Genomic DNA, 21,321 nt, shown 5'->3' with positions numbered 1-21,321 from the left:
GAACTTGTATGGGTAGATCTATTCTAAACAATATTATCCATCTATTTTATAGTACGATTTTAGCTAACCTTCTTCAGGCCGTCAGTTTAATTGTTTTAGCAAACTTTTTTAACGCACAACATTATGGGATGTTTAGTGTTGCCATAGCAGTGACGTTTGTTATGTTATTTTTTACAGACTTAGGACTTAGTAATACGTTTCTTCGAGAAGGGGCAAAGGATGGAGCAGATTTAGAGAAGATTTTATCATCGTATATAAAAATAAGGATGATTCTACTTATTCTTATTTCTATAATCGGTTATATTGTTATTCATTATATGTATGCGGATAAAAATTTAATTTATATGATGATAAACGTAATGTTTTTCATGTTAATAGGATTAACTTGGCAAAACATAGGAATTGCCTATTTTCAACTGACGGAACGTATGAAGTATATAGCGCTCATAAAAGTTGTATCAGCATCAGTTGTCATTATAATTACATGTTTTTGTATTTTCGGAGAGTTACCGGTGTATGTAACGGCTCGCTTATATGCTTTTGGGTATATGATTGGTGGTTTATTCAGTATATATACCATGAGAAGAAAGACGAAAATGAATATGAAAGTCGTAATTCATAAAGCGTTATTTTGGCAAGTAACTCCCTTTATTATTAGCGGTTTTTTAATAATGAGTACGCCACAATTAGCGCCTATCTTGCTTAACTATACATTACCATTAAGTATGGTAGGTGTTTTTGCAGTGGCGTACCGGATGCCGGCAGCTTTATATCAAGTACCAGGGGTAATTGCAGGTGCATTTTTTCCAGTGCTCTTTAAGCATTATAACCAGAATAATATAGAAGAGCATACGAAATTAAATTTACTTCAAATTAAATCAATGGCGATTGTAGGAATATGTATGACGATCGGTTTATATCATTTAGCACCATACTTTATTTCTATATTTTTTCATGAAGAATGGAGCAATGCAGTAGAACCACTCCAAATATTATCATTTCTTATTGTGCTACAAAGTTTAAATATTGCCATTGCTGACGGTTTAACGACGAGTGGATGTCAAAATAAGAGGACTGTTGTGCAGTGTGTAGCATTGGTGATAGGTGGGGTTATGCTTTATAGCTTTAGTAGTATTGGTGGAGTGATAGGAGCGGCATATGCTATGGTTTTATTTGAAATCGTCGCTTTAGTGGGATACATAGCGGTAAGTGTAGTGAAGAAAAAAATTGTATTCCAAATTGTAATACCGTATACAATTTATTTTGGTGTAACCTTTATTGGAGTGCAATATATATTGCATACATATCATTTAATTGCGCTTGTTCTTAATATACTAATCGTAGTAGCTGCCATATTCCTATATGATTATGAGCTGAAAAAACTTCTTCTTTCTTTTATAAGAAAAATACGCAAAAAGGATTATATTACGAAACAGGGGATATAGCCTATGGAAAATAATATGAAAGTATCGATGGGATGGATTATTCTTCTAATATTATTTGTTATGTTAAGTAAATACAATTTATATATTGGATTTTCATTGAAGATATATATGATTTTTTTAGTCATATATTTTTGTTTAACAATTAAAAACTTTCATATTCAAAAGTTATATTTTCATGAAGTTGTATTTTTACTGTTTTATTTCATTTATTGTTTAAGTGGAATTCTTTCTATGTATTTAAATGCTAGTATTCGTATGATTTTTGGCGTGCTACTCGTTTTAGGATGCTATTTTATAATGAGGAATTTATTGGGGAATACTGAAATAGTGGTACTTGAATCATCTATTGCTTATGTAGGAGTAGTATTTAATGTTGTAAGTCTAATACTCTATATAATCGGTTTACAATACTTTAGTTTATACGGTGGAGAAGAGAGAGAAATTTTTGCTGGGTTATTAGTGGATAGAGGATATCCACGGTTAATTGGATTGCTAGATGATCCTAACATTTTTATTTTCTATAATACAATATTTTTTATGTACTATATGACGAATTTACAAAATATCACTAACATCCTAGGGTTAATTTTATGTGTTACGACGAGTCTATTAACCTTTTCAAGGGGTGGTATATTAGCGCTTGTGCTTGTCGTTTTTGTATATATATGTATGTCTAGTTTCGCCAAAAAAATAAAAATAATTATGAGTTTAGTATTGTTTAGTGTAGTTATTTTTAGTTTATCGAACAGTGTAATGGGGGGCCAATTAGATGACATATTAAATAAACGAATTTCTGATTTTTCCCATGATAATGGAAGTGGTAGATTTACATTATGGGAAGCTGCTTTTAAATATTATTTATCTAATCCATATATTGGAATTGGTGCTTTTAACTTTTCGAATTATTATGAGTATCAATTTAATGAAAAATTATATGTACACAATACATTTTTAGAAATTTTGTCTGAATCGGGTACAATTGGTTTTCTTCTATATAGCGCGTTTTTATTCATATTAATGTTCAAGTTAGCGCAGCATACTTTGTTTCGTGAAAAACCATATCTTCTATTGACTATGATTGCATTTTTATTTCAGATGATGTCATTGTCACTCATTATTAACGAAGCGTTCTTTTTATTTTTAGCAGTTGTTGTGAAGTATATTTCAATATATGAAGGAAGGGGAAAGATAGATGGTAAAATGTCTATCAGCACATAACGAGCCGCCTTATGTTTCTGTAATAACACCTTCTTATAATAGTATACGATTTATAGGTGAGACAATTTCATCTGTACAGAATCAATCGTATGAAAACTGGGAAATGATTATCGTTGATGACTGTTCAACCGACCAATCTGCCGCAAAAATTAAAGAGATAATAGAAGGAGACTCACGAATTAGGTTATTATCATTAAAAGAAAATGTAGGTGCTGCTAATGCTCGGAATTTAGCGATCAAAGAGGCAAGAGGAAGGTACATTGCCTTTTTAGATAGTGATGATATATGGTTGCCACATAAATTGAAGACACAATTGTTATTTATGGAAGAAATGAATATTGCTTTTTCATATGCGTCGTATAGTTTAATTGATGAAAATGGTAATGAATTAAATCGCGAAGTGAGTGTACCAAAATCTGTTGACTATCATTATTTAGTAGGAAATACAATTATCGGGTGTTTAACAGTGATGATAGATCGTGAAAAAATTCCGTATGTCGAAATGCCTAGTATACAGCCGGAAGATACAGCGTTATGGTTGAACTTATTACATGAAGGGTATGAAGCAAAAGGGATACAGCAAGTGTTAGCAAAATATAGAATTGTTACAAATTCTGTTTCTAGAAATAAAATTAGAGCAGCTTTCCGGTATTGGAAATTGTTAAGGGAACAAGAACGATTGAATTCGGTGCAAATTTTTTACTATTTTAGTAAGTATGCTTATCATGCTTATAAAAAAAATAAAATTAATGTAGTTGGGAAGACGCAATTATGAATATACTGTTGATGACAGATAAATTGATAACTGGCGGAGCCGAGAGCTATTTCTGTAAATTGGAAAGTAATTTGCATTATGATGATTTTAAGATTTATACAGCTGCAGGTGATGGAGAACTATATGAATCTCTTACTAGAAAAGAAAATTTTATATTAATTAGTCGATGGAATCATTTGAGAAATATTTATTATTTACGAAACGAAATTTGTAAACGAAAGATAGAACTTATTCATGCAAATAGTTTGCGAATGGTATTATATGCTTTTCTACTTCAAAAGTTTATTAAAAAAAAGATAAAGATTGTTTATACGAAACATAATGTAACGATATTAGAAAAGAAAATGCCAACTCTTTTTCGTTATTTCATGAATAAATATGTGAACAATATTATTACAGTAAGTGAGTTTGAAAAGAATAATTTAATTTCAATTCATGTAGCAGAAGAAAAAATAAATACAATTTATAATGGTGTCGATATCGAAAAGTTTTTATTCCAGCAGAAAAAGAAAGAATCTACATATAAAATAGGGATATTAGCTAGATTATCTAAAGAGAAAAATCATCAACTATTTATAAAGATTGCAAATGTGTTGAAAAAAAGAGATGACTTTTTGTTTTATATTGCTGGTGATGGACCAGAGAAAGAATCGATTATGAAAGAAATAGAAAAATATGGGTTGCAACAGAGTGTAAAGATGTTAGGGAATATTTCAAAACCACATGAGTTTATAGGGAATATGGATGCCTTACTTTTATTATCTTTTCGTGAAGTGTTTCCAATGGTAGTAATTGAAGCGATGGCTACAGGGACACCAATTGTTTCAATAGATGTTGGTGGAATACATGAAGCGGTAATAGATGGAGAATCAGGTGTTTTGATATCTGAATATTGCGAATCTAAATTTGCAAGTGCGCTTGAGGAACTACAAGGTAATGAAGAAAAGGTAAATGATATTAGATTGAAAGCACGAGAGAAAGCAGTGAGGTATTTCTCGTTAACTAAAATGATAGAAGAAACGAAAAATATATATGAATTAAACAAATGACCGGGTAGGTCGTTTGTTTTTTTTATTATAGAAACTTTTAAGAGAGAACTCACATATTATATGAAAAAGGTAATATGAGGAGTGAATTTATCTTGTCAGAATATATTTCTTCCCAAGAAGATTGTGCGCCAGAAGGTAGCGTTCACATCGATTGTTTTGGCGCAGTTCCAAACTCGGGAAATGATAGCTCATTAGCAATTCAGCAAGCTATTGATTATTGTGTAGCGAATCGAATTTCGACGGTTAGAATTACAGGGGTAAATACGTACAAAATTGTAAAGCCGATTGTTATTAAATCAAACGTAAGATTAGAGTTAGATCCTACCGTAACGCTGCAAATTGATGGGGATTTTAATGCGTTTGAGCTACAAAGTAACGCTTCGATTGTTGGTGGTACTATTCAAGTTATAAATTCATTGTTTCAATCTGCTGTCATTTATGTTTCTGGTTCACAACAAATCGAAGTACCTAATCAATCTGTTATATCAAATATAAATATAATAAATACAACTCCATCGTATAAAGGAAAAGCTATACATTTTTATTGTCAAAAGGCATGGGATTATATTAGTTTCTTTCAAGTTAAATTTATTCAAATTAAAAACTTTCAAACTGCAATATATTTGAAAACAGAGTATATAGATGATATCAATACACCTTGCTGGATTAACGCCAATGTATTTCAATCAATATTTATTGATGGATGTGTGTATGGGATTGAAGTAGATGGAAATAGTGATTTGCCAAATGAAAGTTCAGGAAATACGTTTCATGATATTCAAGTGCAATGTAGACAACAAACGAAAAAAGCAATTCGTTGCTCAGGTGCGTATAATACATTTGATTGTATGATTTGGGATACGTACCGGATGAGTAGTGAACAGATTGTCATTGAATTTTCTTCTAATTCGCATCGTAACTACCTTTTTTCAAATTTACTTTCTACAACTATTGTAGATAAAGGACAGTACAATGTTTGTAAGTCTACCTATGAAGAATCTCTTCGAATTCAGTTACCGATTACGTTAAATAAACCACATTTAATAGGGAATCAAGATGATATTTTAGTAAATGCTCAGCAGAAGTATACGATTAAGCAAGTAAGTGGGAAAGTGCCTTACGGGGGGAATCTCGCAAATTGCTTTAATTTAATAGATGAACAAAGTGTAAACTATATTGACGTTCCAGATAGTAATCCAGTTGTAATTGAACTGGATTTTACGAAAAAACCAATACAAATGTTAAATTGTTTTGGAATGTATTTTGGGTGGGGAGAGAGCCCAAAGAAAATTAAAATTGAATATGCATTAAGCGCAACTGGAAGTTGGGTTATCGCGTTGGATGTTCCATTAAATGTTGGCGATACAATTATATCGAATATGAAGGCGAGTCAGTTATATAAAGTTAGAATTACATTAAGTGGTTATTCTCAAGATCATAAGCGTTTTCGAATTAATCGTATTTTTGCAAGGTCTTCTATGGAAAACGGGAACGCTTGGTTAGCGACAACTGGTGGAAGAATGTTTGGAGATATTGAAATAGAGGCAAGTAAAGGTATAATCATGAAGACTGCTAGTGGAGTGAAATGGAAAGTTACTATTAATGAAGCTGGCCAACTTATTACGACTAAGATAACTTGAGATGTTGTTTAATTGTATATCCTTGGACGAGTTACAACGTAGTGGGATATAGGTAATGAAAAAGAGATTGTAATTTGGTTTCAACCAAACTACAATCTCTTTTTTGTTTCAATTACTTCCACCAAATCCAAGTCCAAAGGTAATTTCGTACATTTCGAGGAGTAATGCGAATGAAGCGTTCACCGTCAAAGAAGCAATTTAAATTTGGAAGTGTTTCATCTGGATTTTCTGGAACAAAGGTGACGATATTTTCGTTACTTGTAACGGTTACTGTAATTGGTGGATCGGTAGGCGAGACTTGAAGTTGTAACGAAATATTGGCCGTATTTTTAAATTGATTATTAACAGGTGGACTTATTACTTGTACTGTGAATAACACGATAATTGTTTCGTTTGGCTCTAAATTAGTGGCAACTAGGAAACCGATATTCGGATTCGCTAGTGGAGAGCGTTCACCGTTAATAAAGACAGTGCCGTTTATAAATTGTAAACCTGCTGGAATGGTATCTTGTAAAGAAATATTTGAGAGTGAAATTTCGGAAGTATTTGTAATACGCACCGTGTAATCAAAATATTGATTTAAATAAGCTGAGCTGACGGAAGCATTTTTCGTGACTGTTGTAGTTATAAATTGAACTGGTATACGAACGATATTTGAATTAACAATGAAAGTAATAATTGGATCCTGTGGTGTCAATTGAAAGGCAGCGGTAACTGTTGCAGAATTTATAATTGTACTATTTGAAGGAATAGAAGTTACGAGAACTTGGAATGTTATAGTTGCTACTGAATCTGCAGGTAAAGAGCCGATATTAATACCAGTGTCTGGACGAACATTTGGAACGGGAGTACCGTTAATTGTTACGCTGTTTTCTATAAATGTTGTACCAACTGGAATTGTGTCTATAACAGAAGTACTGATTGTCGGAATTGGGGAGTGATTAAATACCGCTAATGTGAATGTAATGATATCTCCTATAACGACAATAGATTTGTCAGTTGTTTTTTCAATACGAACCATCGGATCAATGACTGTCGTTGTAACGGTATTTGTTTGCTTTGTAATTTTAATAGGTGGTTTTGTTGGATCAATGATAACGGTATAGGAAACAGAAGCATCGTTATTAATTGTAGGTTGAAGAGTAGAAGAAGATATTGTCACTTGGAACGTAATAATAACAGAGTCATTAGGAGCAAGATTTCCTAACGTAATACCATTTTCAGGATTCTCATTAGGCTGATTGATTCCGTTAATCGTAACACTACCAGCAACAAAAGTCGTATCTATTGGTACGGTGTCTATAGCAAGAAGGTCTTCAATCGTTACATTACCGCTATTCATAATCGTAATTGTATACGTTAAAGTTTGAGCAGGTAAGGCATTCGTTACATCAACAGATTTTATGGCAATGACATTATCATTTTGGACAGTAGTTGTGACGGTATTTGTTGTAGTCGTATTTGTAACGGGTACGTTATTTGGGTTGACTATATAGTTAAAAGTAGTAATTGCGTTGTTGTTTAGTTCATTTGGTGTTGGAATAGAAGTCACAGTTACTTGGAATGAAACGATAGCATCTCCACCAATAGTTATAGTACCAATTGGTATGCCGCTTACTGGATTCGCTCCTGGAAGAGTTTCTCCGTTTACAATGACGCTATTTTCTATAAACGTAGTACCTTGAGGAATAATATCTTGAATGATTACATCATTTACTGCAACATTACCGGTTTGATTTAGTGTAATCGTATACGTTAACGTATCACCAACCGTTGCAAATGCAAGATCAACAGCTTTATTACTATTCAAATTCGCGTGATTAATTTCTGTTAAAGCAGCTGATGAAATAATAGTTTCGGTAATAGGTGGTCGATCTGGTACCGTGTATTGGTATTCAACTGTACTCGTGTTAGAGATTGGATTTGTTTGTGGAATCGAAGTAACCCGTACTTGGAATAGAATAGTTGCTGTCGTATTAGGCGGAATGTTATCAATTTGTATACCGTTAAGAGGGTTGTCATTTGGCCGAGCATTGCCGTTCACGATAACACTATTCTCTATAAAGCTCGTATTTGCTGGGATGATATCTGTAACAATAATGTTTTCGACTTGTATATTTCCGTTATTTATGATGGAAATTGTATAAGGGATGATAGTTTGTAAGTCAGCATATTGGATAGGCGTTGTTTTTGTCGCAATTACATTAGCAGAAATAACTTCAGTGGAGGTAATATTGCTAGTCGATATTTGTTCTTCCACGTTTATTGTATAACGAGAAGTTGATTGATTTTGAATATGACCGCTAGTTGGGAGAGCTACGACGGTAACAGAAAATGTGACTGGGATAGAAATATTAGGAGCAATCGTTCCTACAAGTATACCTGCACCTGGATTGGCGTTAAGCTGAGGAATGTTATTTACTAAAACGCTACCGTCAATAAAAGTTGTTCCATCAGGTATATTGTCTGTAAATACAACAGCAGTGGCATCCGTATTCCCTGTATTCGTTAAAGTTGTTGTATAAGTTAAAATGTCACCAATTGTTACAGAGGTCAAATCAACAGTTTTAAGTGAAACGATATCAGCATCATTAATTTGAACGAAAGTAGTATTGGAAGTAGTAGATTTTTGAATTGGTGCAAAGTCAGGATTGAAAATAAAGTCGTAGGCGATGTTTGCAGTATTAGGTGTTGGATTTACAGTAGGTAAATTCGTAACGGAAACTTGGAATGTTATTGTAGCCATTTGACCTGCTGCGACATTAGGGATGGAAAAGCCGATATTCGGATCTGCTGCAGGAAGTACAGTATTATTAACTATTACACTTCCTGGAATAAATACTGTTCCATCTGCTATAGTATCTGTAAAAAAGATGGAGTTAGTTGTAGCCGATCCATTATTTTGAATGAATACTGTATATTCAATGGTTTCATCAATAGTAGCTAATACAGTATTAGCAGATTTTGTAGCAATAAGAATAGCATCAATAAATTGTATGTTTGTAGCATTGGAAGAGGTCGTTTCTGAAATTGGTGGTGTGCTTGGGTCTGGTCGATACTCATAGTGAATGACGGCGATATTATTAATGTTATTTTGTGGCGGTATAGAAACTACGCTTACTTGGAACGTAACGATAATCGTATTATTTGGAAGAATTATATCAAGATTGATACCGGTAATTGGATTTTCGTTAGGTCTTGGTACGCCATCTACAAGAATGCTATTTGGAACGAATGTGGTGCCAGAAGCAATTGCGTCAAGTAGGAGAGTATTTGTAATAGGTATTGTACCGGCGTTTGTAACTGCGACTGTATATGTGATGATTTGACCGATACGTGTAATGGATCTGTTAGCGGATTTAATTGCACTAACATTTGCCGTTCGCACTTCAGTATTTACTGCATTTGATAACGATCTACGCTGAATAATTGGAGAACTAGGGTCAATTTGGTATTCGTACGAAGTGTCTGAAATATTAATGACTGTATTGCCCTCTGGTATATTTGTAAGTTGTACTTGGAATGAAATAGTGACTGTTTCATTTGGTTGTATCGTGCCGAGAGTTACTCCGTTTTCAGGATTCACGCCAGGCTGAATTACATTATTTATTGCTAAGCTATCTTCAATGAATATAGTACCTTCTGGAATGTTATCAATGAACACGATATTGTTAGCCGGAACGGTTCCTATATTTTGAAGTGTATTTGTGTAGGTAATCATTTGCCCGATTGATACGAAATTTACATCCGCACTTTTAACAGAAATAATATTTGCATTTTGAAGTGATGTTGTAACAATGTTAGAATTTGCAGAGCGATTTACTGGTGGGGCTGTAGGAATACTTACATATTGGTAAGTTGCTGAAGATTGATTTACAATTTCAGTTTCATTCGGTGGATTATTTGTTTGCACTTGAAATAGTATCGTTTTGGAACTGTTTGCTGGAATTGTTCCAATTGGTATTCCGTTTTCAGGATTTACACCTGGCTGAAGGACACCGTTAATTGTGACACTATCGGGAACGAATGTAGTCCCAGTTGGAATAGAATCTGTGAAATTAATATTTATTGCGTCAACATTACCGATATTTTTCACTTCAGAAATATAAAGTATAGTTCCACCGATATCTACAGTTGTTGGATTGGATGTTTTTGTAATTGTCAATTGAGCTTGCACGAAATTTGTAATGACGATATTACTAGTAGATGTTTCACTAATAGGCGGTTGCCCTGGGTCTGGTTGGATTGTATATGTTGTATTGGATTGATTTGTAATCGATTCTTGCGAGAATGAATCGTTAATAAGAATTTGGAACGAAATAAGATGAGTAGCGTTTGCTACTAGGGTAGGCAAAGTAACACCTACATTTGGATTGGCACCAAGTATAGTTGTTCCATTAAGTGTAAAACTATTTTCTACGAATGTAGTATTTTGGGGAATAGTATCTGAAAATATGAGATTAGTAGCTGGAATATTTCCGGTATTTTCTAGTGTTATCGTATAAGTCAAAATATCACCTGTTGTTGCTTGTTGTGCATTGACTCCTTTTAAAGAAAGGATAGTCGTATCTGAAATTTGTGTGAAAGCGGGATTAGACGTAATTGTTCGAGAGATGATAGGAGCAGTTGGATCGGCGATAAAAGTGTAGTCAATACGGGCTGTATTAGAAATTGGGTTCACGCTTGGAATAGATTGAACGATAACCTGGAATGTTACAGTGACGATTTCTGACGGTGTGATGGAGTTTAATGGTATTCCTACGTTAGGATCAGCATCTGGAACGGAAACGCTATTAATAGTTACGCTATTCGGAATAAATGCAGTTCCTTCTGGGACCAAATCTGTTAAAGTAACTGTATTTGCAGTAGTATTTCCGTTATTTTGAACGACTACTGTGTAAGTGATTGTACCGTCAGTAGATTGTACGAGAGAATCTGTACTTTTAATTGCGGATAATGATGCATCAACAACAGCTGTATTAACTGTATTAGATGAGGATGTTGCTGTAACTGGAGGTTGACTTGGATCGACAATATACGTGTAACTTGTAAGTGCTTGATTTATAATCGCTCCTTGCGGCGAGATAGAACTTGCAAGAAATTGGAACGTAATAGTAGCAGAATCACCTGGTGCGATAATACCAACTGGAATACCGAGAGTTGGACTTGCATCTGGAAGTGAAATTCCGTTGAGCGTAACACTATTTGGAACAAATAATGCTCCTTCAGGAACTCCGTTAATGAGTAATACAGAGTTTGCAGGAAAGTTTCCAGTATTTGTTAATGTCGCTGTATACGTAATTACATCTCCAATAGATACGATTGTTCGATTTGCTTGTAAAACAGTTGTAACAGTTGCGTTATTAATTTGTGTTGAAGCGCTATTAGAATTTATCGTGCCTGTAACAGGAGGAGAGGCCGGATCAACGATGAATGCGTATTGAATAGATGCTACGTTTGTAATCGGATTTGAAGGTGGAGTTGATGTAACTATGACTTGGAAAGTAACGGTTAAGGAACTACCTACGCTAACTGTTCCGACATTAACTCCATTATTTGGATTTGCGCCTGGAATGGTACTTCCATTTACAGCAAAACTATTTTCAACAAAGGTCGTACCTGCTGGAACCATGTCTGAGAAATTTACATTCGTTGCATTTGTATTGCCGCTATTTTGAATCAAAACTGTATAAGTGATCGTATCTCCAATATTTGCAAAGGCTGTATTAGCAGTTTTTACAGCTGAAAGTATTGCTGAATTAATAGAGGTAACGAAGACGTTCGTTTCCACATTGCCAGGTTGAGCCTGTAATGCATTGCCTACGTTATATTGGAAGTTAACAAATCCTAAGTTTTGGAGTTCAGGTGTGAGCGTTGTTGGATTGCTTACAATTTGAACTTGGAATACGATTGTTACGATTTGATTTGGAGTTATTGTATTTATGCCAACGCCGTCAATGATAGAAGCGGATGGTAATGGAGTTCCATCAACAACAACTGATCCTACAACAAATTGTGTCCACGATGGTATAGGGTCTGAGAATACAACATTGTTAGCTGGAATATTTCCTGTGTTCGTAATCGTTGTTGTATACGTAATCGTATCACCGATCGTTGCAAATGTTTTATCTCCTATTTTAGTAGTGTTTAAAATTGCACTTTCAATTTGTGTTGAAACGCTATTAGAAGCAATGTTTTTTGAAACTGGAGGATTAGCTGGATTAACGATATGCTGGAAGCTAACGCTAGCTTGATTAGTAATTGGATTTATAGGTGGAATTTCATTGGCATTAATGTGAAATGCTACGATTACAGACTGGTTTGGCGCAATATCACCAATTGGAACGCCTGTAATGATATTTGCATTTGGGATGCTAGTTCCGTTCAGTGTAAAACTATTCGGTTCAAATGAAGTTCCGTCTGGAATAAGGTCGGTAAAAATAACATTTGTTGCACTAACATTGCCGCTATTTGTAATTGTAACGGTGTAGGTAATATCCTGCCCGATATCTACCGTAGATACATTTGAATTTTTTTGTGCAGTAAGAATAGCACTATTAATTTGTGTGGTCGTTGTATTAGATTGATTGGACGTTGTAATAGATGGTTGGCTAGGATCAACGACATAATGATATGTGATAGAAGCAGAATTAGAAATAGGATTAAGTGTAGGAAGTGTGGTAACAGTTGCTTGGAATGTGACGATTGCTGCATTACCGCCGTTAATGGAACCAATATTTACACCAGTAGATAAATCAGCGTTTGGAATGGTTTGCCCATTAACTGTGAAACTATTTGGAACGAAACTTAAATTACTATCAAGAATATCGATAATAGTTACATCAGTTGCAGCCGTATTCCCGGTATTAGGGAGGTTAAGTGTAAATGTTATTGTATTACCAATATCCGCGAAAGTAAGATCTGCTGTTTTTGTGCTAATAATAGTTGCGTTGTTTATTTGAAGAAGTGTAGTGTTGGAAGTAGCTGCACTTGAAATGGGAGGATTAACAGGATCAACAGTAAACTCATACGTCGTTGCTGCTGTATTTGGTGCAGGATTAATAGGTGGGATGCTGTTCACCGTAACTTGAAAGACGATACTATATATTTCATTTGGTGGAAGTGTTGCAAGTAATACGCCTGTATTTGGATTCGCATTCGGTTGTAAAACGCCATCGACCGTTAATGTGTTAGGAACAAATGTGAGTCCACTTGGTAATGCATCTGTGAATACTATATTAGTTGCATCGGTATTGCCTATATTGGTAATAGAAGTAGTATAAAAAGCAGTTTGCCCGATATCAGCAAAGGATACACTTTCATTTTTCGTCATAGATAATATTGCTTCTTTAATTTGTGTTGAAACAGGATTACTAATTGAAGTTTCTGCATCAGGTGGTGAGACTAATTGGTACGATGTTGATGAGAAATTTACAATTGGGTTTTGGGTTGGTAATGACGTCACATTTACTTGGAATGAAACAGTTACTGTAGCCCCAGCTGTTATCGGCCCAATATTTACACCGTTTGTTGGATCTGCACCACTTTGAGGAATTCCATTAATAGAAAATGAATTTGTAATAAATGTCGTTCCGCTCGACATAGCATCTGTGAAAATAACATTTTGTGCGGAGGAATTTCCATTGTTTGTTAAAGTGACAGTATAAGTGAGTGTATCTCCGATGTGGCTAAAAGCTTTATCAACTTGTTTCGATGAAAGAATGGTAGCAGTATTAATTGTAGTAAACGTTGTGTTTGAAGTAACATTTCTTGAAACAATCGGTGCATTTGGATCAGCGATAAATGTGTAAGAAGCAGTAGCGGAATTGGCAATAGGATTTTGAACAGGGGTAGAAGTAGCGGTCACTTGAAATGCTATAGATATTGAGCTGTTAGGGGCAATTGATCCAATCGTTATGCCTGTATTAGGATTCAATCCAATTTGTGTGATTCCATTTATTGTAACGCTGTCAGTAATAAATGTTGTGCCATCTGGTATAAGATCAGTGAAAGTAATATTCGTTGCATTTGTATTGCCGTTATTCGTTAAAATTGTCGTATAGGTAATAGTATCGCCTAGTGTTACAAGTGTTTGATCGACCGATTTTATCATCGTTATCATAGCATCTAATACTGGGTTTGTGACAATATTCGTTGAAGTAGAAGTAGTAGCAGGAGTTCCGTTTGGATCAACAGTATAAGAATATAAAATTGTATCGTTACCCATAATTGAACTTGAAGGAGGAACAGAAATAACATTTACTTGGAAGGTAACAGTTACTGTTTCACCAGGCGCGATATTTGGTATATTTACTCCGAGTGCTGGCTGTGCACCAAGCTGTTGGATGCCATTTATTGTGACGGAATCTGGTATAAAAGTAGTACTAGGAGGAATTGCACTTGTAAAAGTTATATTTGTAGCTGGTGTATTTCCTGTATTTGTAATAGTTGTTGTATACGTAAGTGTATCCCCGACGGAAATAATAGATTTATCCACACTTTTTTGGGTTGTTAATATCGCACTGTTAATAGTTGTCGAAACCGTATTAGATACATTCGTTTGTGATACGGCAGGTTGGCTAGGGTCGACCACATGTGAAAATTGTACAGAACTAGAATTAGAAATTGGATTTATACTTGGAATGTTTGTAACAAGTACGTTGAGGGTAATAACGGCCGTTCCATTTGGGTTTATATTTCCAATCTGAATCCCGTTAGCTGGATTTCCGATTTGCTGTGTACCAGAATCGTTTGTAAGAGTGCCAGATATGAATGTCGTTCCGTCAGGTAAAATATCTGTGAAAATTATATTTTGTGAAGTGACATTTCCAGGGTTATTTAATGTAATCGTATAAGAAATTGTATCGCCAATTGTTGCGAAAGTTTTATCTACAGATTTGATTGCCACAATTTCCCCAGAATTTATTTGTGTCGAAACGGGATTAGATGTCGTATTTCTTGAAACGAGTGGTAAATTAGGTCCTGTCATAAATTGATAATCAATGGAAGCTCCGTTTACAACTGGTGAGTTTGGCCCCCCAGGTCCAATTGTGAAAATTGGATTTGGAATGCTAACTACTTGCACACGGAAGGTAACGTTTGTAAAATCTCCTGCAATAATATCCCCAATTGGTATCCCATTCGCGGGATTTACCCCAGGTAATAAAACCCCGCCTACTCGAACGCTATCCTCTATAAACACTGTATTATTTGGAATTGGATCTGTAAAAATGATATTCGTAGCAGTTGTGTTTCCTATATTCTCCAATAAAACAGTATACGTTAAAAATGAATTTCCAGGTGCTACGTCAGAAAATAGTCGATCCACACTTTTCGTTGCTTGAATAATCGCTTCGTTAATTTGAACTAAAGTTGGATTACTTGTAGCTGTTTCTGTCACCGGCGGCTGGGTAGGATCAACAATGATCGAGTATGTCGTGCTAGACTGGTTCAAAGTTGGATTTGTAACTGGTATTGAGCCAACGATAGCTTGAAAGCTAATTGTTGTCGTTCCTCCAACTGGAATTGAGTCTAAAGAAATCCCGCTATCTGGTCTAAATCCAAGTTGTGGGATGGTATTAATTTGTACGCTATCAGGAACGAATGAAAGTTCAGGTGGTAATATATCGATAAAAACAGGTGTGTTTGCGGTAGTATTTCCGCTATTGGTGAGGGTAGTTGTATACGTAATTGTATCTCCAACAGCAGCAAAAGCACTGCTTGCAGTTTTTGTTGCGATAACAGAAGCAGTATTTACTTGTGTAAAGGTTTTATTAGATTGAACTGTTCGTGAAACTGGCGGTTCATTTATATCTACAATAAAGCTATATTGAAGCGATGATTTATTCGGGATTGGATTAGGGTTTGGAAGTGTTGTAATGTTTACTTGAAAACTGAGTGTAGCAGATGCATTTGAATTCAAGTTACCAATATTGATACCGTTTTGTGGATTTGCATTCGGAACGGTTACACCATTTATCTTAAAGCTATTTGGGATAAAGGTAGTACCGTTTGGAATTGTATCAGTAAAAATAATGTTGTTCGCAGTAGTATTTCCGTTGTTTGTAACAGCTGAAGTGAATGTAATTGTATCACCAATTGTAGCGAAAGTTGTACTAGCGCTTTTATTTATTACTAAAGTAGCGTCAATAATTGGTGTAACTGTTGTATTTGTTACGGTGCTACCAACAGCAGGAGATTGGTTTGGGTTCACGGTATATTCATAATTTACAAGAGCATTATTTGTTAATGTGCCACTAGGTGGTATCGCTAAAATTTGTGCTTGAAAAGTAATGAATACAGTATCTCCTGGCGAAATATCTGCCAAGTGAACACCAAGTGATGGATCTAATCCTGGTTGTGGAACATTATTGATAGTTACGGAGTTTTGGATAAATGAAGCTCCTGCGCCAAGCCCATCTGTTAAAACAGTTGCACTAGCAGGGATATTACCTGTATTTGTTACTGCAATCGTATAGGTAACAATATCACCAATTGCAGCTGTCGGTGTATTCACAGACTTAGTAGCGACAATATTAGCGTTATTAATTTGAGTTGTTATTACGTTACTTAACGTATTGGCGGATGCTGGAGGTAAGTTAGGATCTACGACATACTGGTACGTTGTATTGCTTTGGTTCGGGATTGGATTTGGGTTCGGGATAGAATTTACTTGTACTTGGAATGAGATGATTGTATTTGCATTCGAATTTATTGGGTCGATTGCAATTCCGCTTGCTGGATTGACATTAGGCAGTGTATTCCCGTTTACAGTAACACTATTAGGAATGAACGATGTCCCGTTTGGAATTACATCTGTAAATATTACATTTGATGCAAGTGTGTTCCCGTTATTCGTTAAAGTAGTTGTGTACGTAATAATATCATTTACGTTAGCAAACTGTTTATCTGCCGATTTAGTAGCGGCAATTGAGGCGTTATTAATAGTTGTCTGTACAGTGTTAGAAGCAACCATCTGCATTACAGCTGGTTTGGATGGATCATACGTATATTGGAATGTTGTGCCTGATTGATTTGTAATTGGGTTTACAGCAGGGATAGTTGGTACAAAAACTTGGAATGCAACAGTGCGTGATGAATTCGCTCCTATCGTACCAATCGAAATGCCGTTAGCAGGATTTGCATTAGCTATAGGGACATTATTAATCGTTACAGTATTAGGAATGAAGAGGGTACCCGCTGGAATGATATCTGTAAATGTTACATTAGCAGCAGGGATATTCCCGTTATTCGTTAAAATAGTCGCATATAGTATGACATCACCGACATCAGCGAAGTTCGTACTCGTTAGTTTTGTAGCAACGATATTAGCAGTATTAATTTGTGTAGTTACTATATTGCTAGCAGTGTTTCTAACAAGAGCAGGTAAGTTTGGATCAGCGATAAAGCTATATTGAAGTGAAGCGCTGTTTTGAATTGGGTTTGGTGAAGGTAGCCCATTTGCACTTATTTGAAACACAATCGTTGTAAAACCACCCGAAGGAATGGAGCCCACTTGAAGACCGGCACTAGGGTCTGCACCTAGTTGTAAAGCACCACCTATAAAAATACTATTTGGAACGATAGTGGTGCCATTAGGGATTATATCGGTAACAATAACATTATTTGCTGTAGTATTGCCAAGATTAGCTAAAGAAATTGTATATGTGATTGGTTGCCCGACGTCGGCGATAGTTAAATCTACTTCTTTGACAATAACGACATTTGCTAAATTAATTTGTGTACTTACAGTGTTACTTACAGATGTTTCTATAGTTGGTGGATCGCCCGGATTTAAAATAAAGCTATACTGTGTACTAGATGAATTTAATGTTGGATTTTGTGTTGGTAAAGAGGTGACGGTTACTTGATAAGAGACGGTAAGTGAACCGTTAGCAGCAATGGAAGGTAGCGGAACACCTATATTTGGATCTGCGTTATTTTGAAGTACACCATTAATAAGAAAAGTGTTTGGAATAAAGGTAGTACCGTCTGGATTCGTATCTACGAAAGTAGGGCTATCAGCAGAAACACTTCCTGCATTCGTCAAAGTAACAGTATAAGTTAATATATCCCCTACGGTAGCGAACTCTCGATCCACTGTTTTGGCTGAAATGACATTTGCATCGTTTACTTGAGTAAATGTAGTGGTTGAAGTAGTGTTCTTACTTACAGGTGAAGTGTTTGGATCAACGATAAAGTTATAGGAGATGGAAGCGCTATTTGAAATAGGGTTTGGATTTGGAATGCTAGTTATTACTACTTGGAATGAAGCTGTAATTGTAGTATTAGCATTGATGCTACCAATATTGATGCTAGCTGGTGTAACGCCTGGCTGAGTAACACTGTTAACTATAACGCTGTTTGGGACAAAGGCGGTTCCATTCGCAATTGAATCAGATAGTAATACATTGTTCGCTGCAACATTTCCATCGTTAGTAAGAGCAAAGCTGTAAGTTAATACATCGCCAACTTCCGCAAACGTTTTATCTACAGATTTATTAACATGGAGATTTGCTAGTCTAATTGTTGATGTAACAGAATTAGAATTTGCTGTTTTTGAAGTAGGTGGCAAACTTGGATTTACAGTGTAAATATAAGAGGCGAAAGCGTTATTAATAATAGGGTTTTGGGCAGTAATGTTAATGACTGTTACTTGAAAGGATAAGGTAAAAGTAGCTCCACCAGGAATTGTGCCGATAGGTAAAGCAACGAGAGAATCTACATTCTGCAAAACTCCGTTTAGTGTTACAGTGCCAAGAGTCAATATCGTTCCGTTTGGAAGTGGATCTGTTAGTTGAACGTTATTAGCGGCTGCATTTCCACTGTTTGTAATAAGGATTGTATAACTTATCGTTTCGCCAATTGTGGCAAATTGTTTGTTAGTTGATTTTGTTAATGTTACATTCGCATTGTTAATTTGAGTGGAAACGAGATTAGAAGAAATGTTTTTTGTAACGGGAGATTGGCTAGGGTTTACGGTATATTGATAAGAAGCGCTTGATCCGTTAGATACGACATTTGACGCGGGTATTGTGTTTACTACTACTTGAAATGCAACATTTTTTATTGTGCCGCTTGGGATGGATCCAATGTTCACGCCGGTAGCGGGATTTGCGCCCACTTGTGTCGTGCCATCTATTGTTAAACTGTTTAGAACAAAAGTTGTTCCAGTAGGAATGATATCTGTAAAAATAACATTGTTCGCATTTGTATTACCTGTACCTGTAAAGGAAACGGTGTACGTTAGTGTATCACCAATATCTGCGAAATTTTTATCTACTGCTTTTGCCATTGTTACAGTGGCGTTATTTACTTGAGTAGATACGATATTGGTCGTATCAGTCCCACTTACTGCAGGTTGATTTGGTACAGGAATGTATTGATATGTCGTTGTACCACTATTTAATATTGGATTTGTTTGGGGGATAGAAGGAACGAATACTTGAAATGAAATAGTAGTAGTAGAATTTGCAGCAATTGACCCAATTGATATACCATTAGCGGGATTTGCGGCAGCTTGAGTAACTCCGTTCACAGTTACGCTCCCTGGAATGAAAGTAGTCCCGCTAGGAATTGGGTCCGTATATATAACATTTGTTGCAGCGATATTTCCTATATTAGCTAAGGCAATACTGTAAGTTAATGTTTCACCAATATCGGTAAAAAGTTTGTTGACTGATTTTGTTCCATTAATATCTGCCAGGTTAATTTGCGTTCCAGCAGAATTGCTTGTTGCAAGACCGTTAAAGGTTGTTCCTCCGGCGATTGGTGTATATTGAAATGTAATATTCGCAGTGTTAGAGATAGGATTTTGACTTGGAAGAGAAACGACAGTAGCTTGGAAGGTTACTGTGCGAGAAGTACCATTATTAATTGTTCCAAGAGATATACCAGCCGCGGGATTTGCATTTGTTTGTGGTACGTTATCTACTGTTACAGTGCCGGGTATAAAAGAAGTACCGTTAGGGAGACTATCTATAAAAATAGCGTTATTGGCAGGAAGAAGCCCGGTGTTAGGGATAGTAATTGTATAAGTGAGAATGTCTCCAATTGCAGCAACACTTTTATTTACGCTTTTCGTTGCTTGTATATTTGGGGAGTTTATATTAATTTGTAAGCCGACTGTATTTAACATATATGCATCTCCGTTAGTAGTTAAACGGATTGCGGCGGATACTTGTGAGTTTGTTAAATAAGGAGAAATATCAATAGAAGTAATATCCCAGCCCTGTCTTCCAGCGGAGATGTTTGTACCTGTAGAAGCACTTTGATTTCGCGTTCCAAATGTCCCAGTTGTATCTAAGTTTCCTGCAGCATTATTAACTTGAGAACCGAAGAAATTATTTACAGCATTATTTGGCCCAGATAAAGCATTTAATGAACTGAAATTTGGTCCAAATAAAGCTTGATCCCCTATTAAATCTGCATCTCCTTCAATAGAACTTAAAAATAATCTCCCGCTTACAGGTCCTCCTGAAGGTGTTAAAAATCCAGAAACAGCTACATCTGCACTACCGGTATCAGCAGAAACACGGTTACCCGCTACATAAATGGTTAAGTTTCTTGCTGGCAATGTCCCGTTTTGATAAGCGACGATAAGCGTCCATCCAGCCGAATTAATTGTTCCATTAGAAGCATCTATAGGATCTACAAGTCCAGGAACCGCGCCTGTAGTATAGGAACCAGAACCTCCAGCTTGAATAAGGGTTGTTACGTCTGCTGAACGAGTGTAAAAGCCAAATGTAATAGAGTTTGAAACGAATGTTTGGTTTGAAGCCGTAACAGCTGAAGGAGTAATCGAGTATGTTGAAACAGGTGTTGTAAAAGAAACTGGGTTTCCTAATACACTCGTAATGTTTTGATCACGAGATAAATAGTTTCCACCCCAAACGAGTTCTGCGTAAAGAATAGTACTACCAGCAGGGATATTTAAAATAGCGGTAGAACTATTTTGTGTATAGTTTAACGTTGTACCAGCAGGAAAAGTAGGTACTTGTAAAGCAGTATTCGTAGTTGCGAATGCACCAATTGCCCCGATTGTACCAGCACGGTTTTGATTACTAATTTTACTTAAGCCTAAAGTATTTCCAGTAATAGCGAGTGCGCCGTTAGTGGTGGTAGAAAATCGATTCGTAATGGGCATGTTGTCACCTCATTTACAATATAGTCTTGGTCAAAATAACATATGTATG

Annotated in this window: 6 protein-coding genes; 5 read left to right on the top strand and 1 reads right to left on the bottom strand. The window is 35.6% G+C overall.

Going from position 1 to position 21,321, the window contains the following annotated elements:
- Window positions 1-8: 8 nt before the first annotated feature.
- From IBT51_RS02730 to IBT51_RS02710, 5 genes are all read left to right on the top strand, one after another.
- Window positions 9-1,445, top strand: coding sequence for an oligosaccharide flippase family protein (locus IBT51_RS02730; RefSeq protein ID WP_049108364.1), 1,437 nt, complete (start codon window positions 9-11; stop codon window positions 1,443-1,445).
- A gap of 3 nt (window positions 1,446-1,448) precedes the next feature.
- Window positions 1,449-2,663, top strand: coding sequence for an O-antigen ligase family protein (locus IBT51_RS02725; RefSeq protein WP_000429880.1), 1,215 nt, complete (start codon window positions 1,449-1,451; stop codon window positions 2,661-2,663).
- Window positions 2,638-3,438: a glycosyltransferase family 2 protein gene (locus IBT51_RS02720; protein WP_200457998.1), complete on the top strand. Its 801-nt coding sequence runs from the start codon at window positions 2,638-2,640 to the stop codon at window positions 3,436-3,438. Before IBT51_RS02725 ends, IBT51_RS02720 begins: the two co-directional genes overlap by 26 nt.
- Window positions 3,435-4,487, top strand: coding sequence for a glycosyltransferase family 4 protein (locus tag IBT51_RS02715; protein WP_049108362.1), 1,053 nt, complete (start codon window positions 3,435-3,437; stop codon window positions 4,485-4,487). The genes IBT51_RS02720 and IBT51_RS02715 overlap by 4 nt, the downstream gene beginning before the upstream one ends.
- Window positions 4,488-4,579: 92 nt before the next feature.
- Window positions 4,580-6,127 carry a glycoside hydrolase family protein gene (locus IBT51_RS02710; protein ID WP_046392531.1) on the top strand — a complete coding sequence of 516 codons (1,548 nt, stop codon included), beginning with the start codon at window positions 4,580-4,582 and terminating at the stop codon, window positions 6,125-6,127.
- Between the two features lie 112 nt (window positions 6,128-6,239).
- On the opposite strand, the gene IBT51_RS02705 is transcribed toward IBT51_RS02710, so the two are convergent.
- Window positions 6,240-21,272: a DUF11 domain-containing protein gene (locus tag IBT51_RS02705; protein ID WP_200457997.1), complete on the bottom strand. Its 15,033-nt coding sequence runs from the start codon at window positions 21,270-21,272 to the stop codon at window positions 6,240-6,242.
- Between the last annotated feature and the right edge of the window lie 49 nt (window positions 21,273-21,321).

The organism is Bacillus sp. S71, assembly GCF_016625265.1.
In the GTDB taxonomy this organism is placed as follows: Bacteria; Bacillota; Bacilli; order Bacillales; family Bacillaceae_G; genus Bacillus_A; species Bacillus_A cereus.
Note: the sequence above shows the minus strand (reverse complement) of the source record. Positions and strands in the feature narration are given on the sequence as shown.

What these genes read in the sequence shown, in the direction of transcription:
- IBT51_RS02725 (WP_000429880.1), top strand. Translation starts at nt 1,449, where the DNA reads ATGGAAAATAATATGAAAGTATCGATGGGATGGATTATTCTTCTAATA.
- IBT51_RS02715 (WP_049108362.1), top strand. Translation starts at nt 3,435, where the DNA reads ATGAATATACTGTTGATGACAGATAAATTGATAACTGGCGGAGCCGAG.
- IBT51_RS02705 (WP_200457997.1), bottom strand. Translation starts at nt 21,272, where the DNA reads ATGCCCATTACGAATCGATTTTCTACCACCACTAACGGCGCACTCGCT.
- IBT51_RS02720 (WP_200457998.1), top strand. Translation starts at nt 2,638, where the DNA reads ATGGTAAAATGTCTATCAGCACATAACGAGCCGCCTTATGTTTCTGTA.
- IBT51_RS02730 (WP_049108364.1), top strand. Translation starts at nt 9, where the DNA reads ATGGGTAGATCTATTCTAAACAATATTATCCATCTATTTTATAGTACG.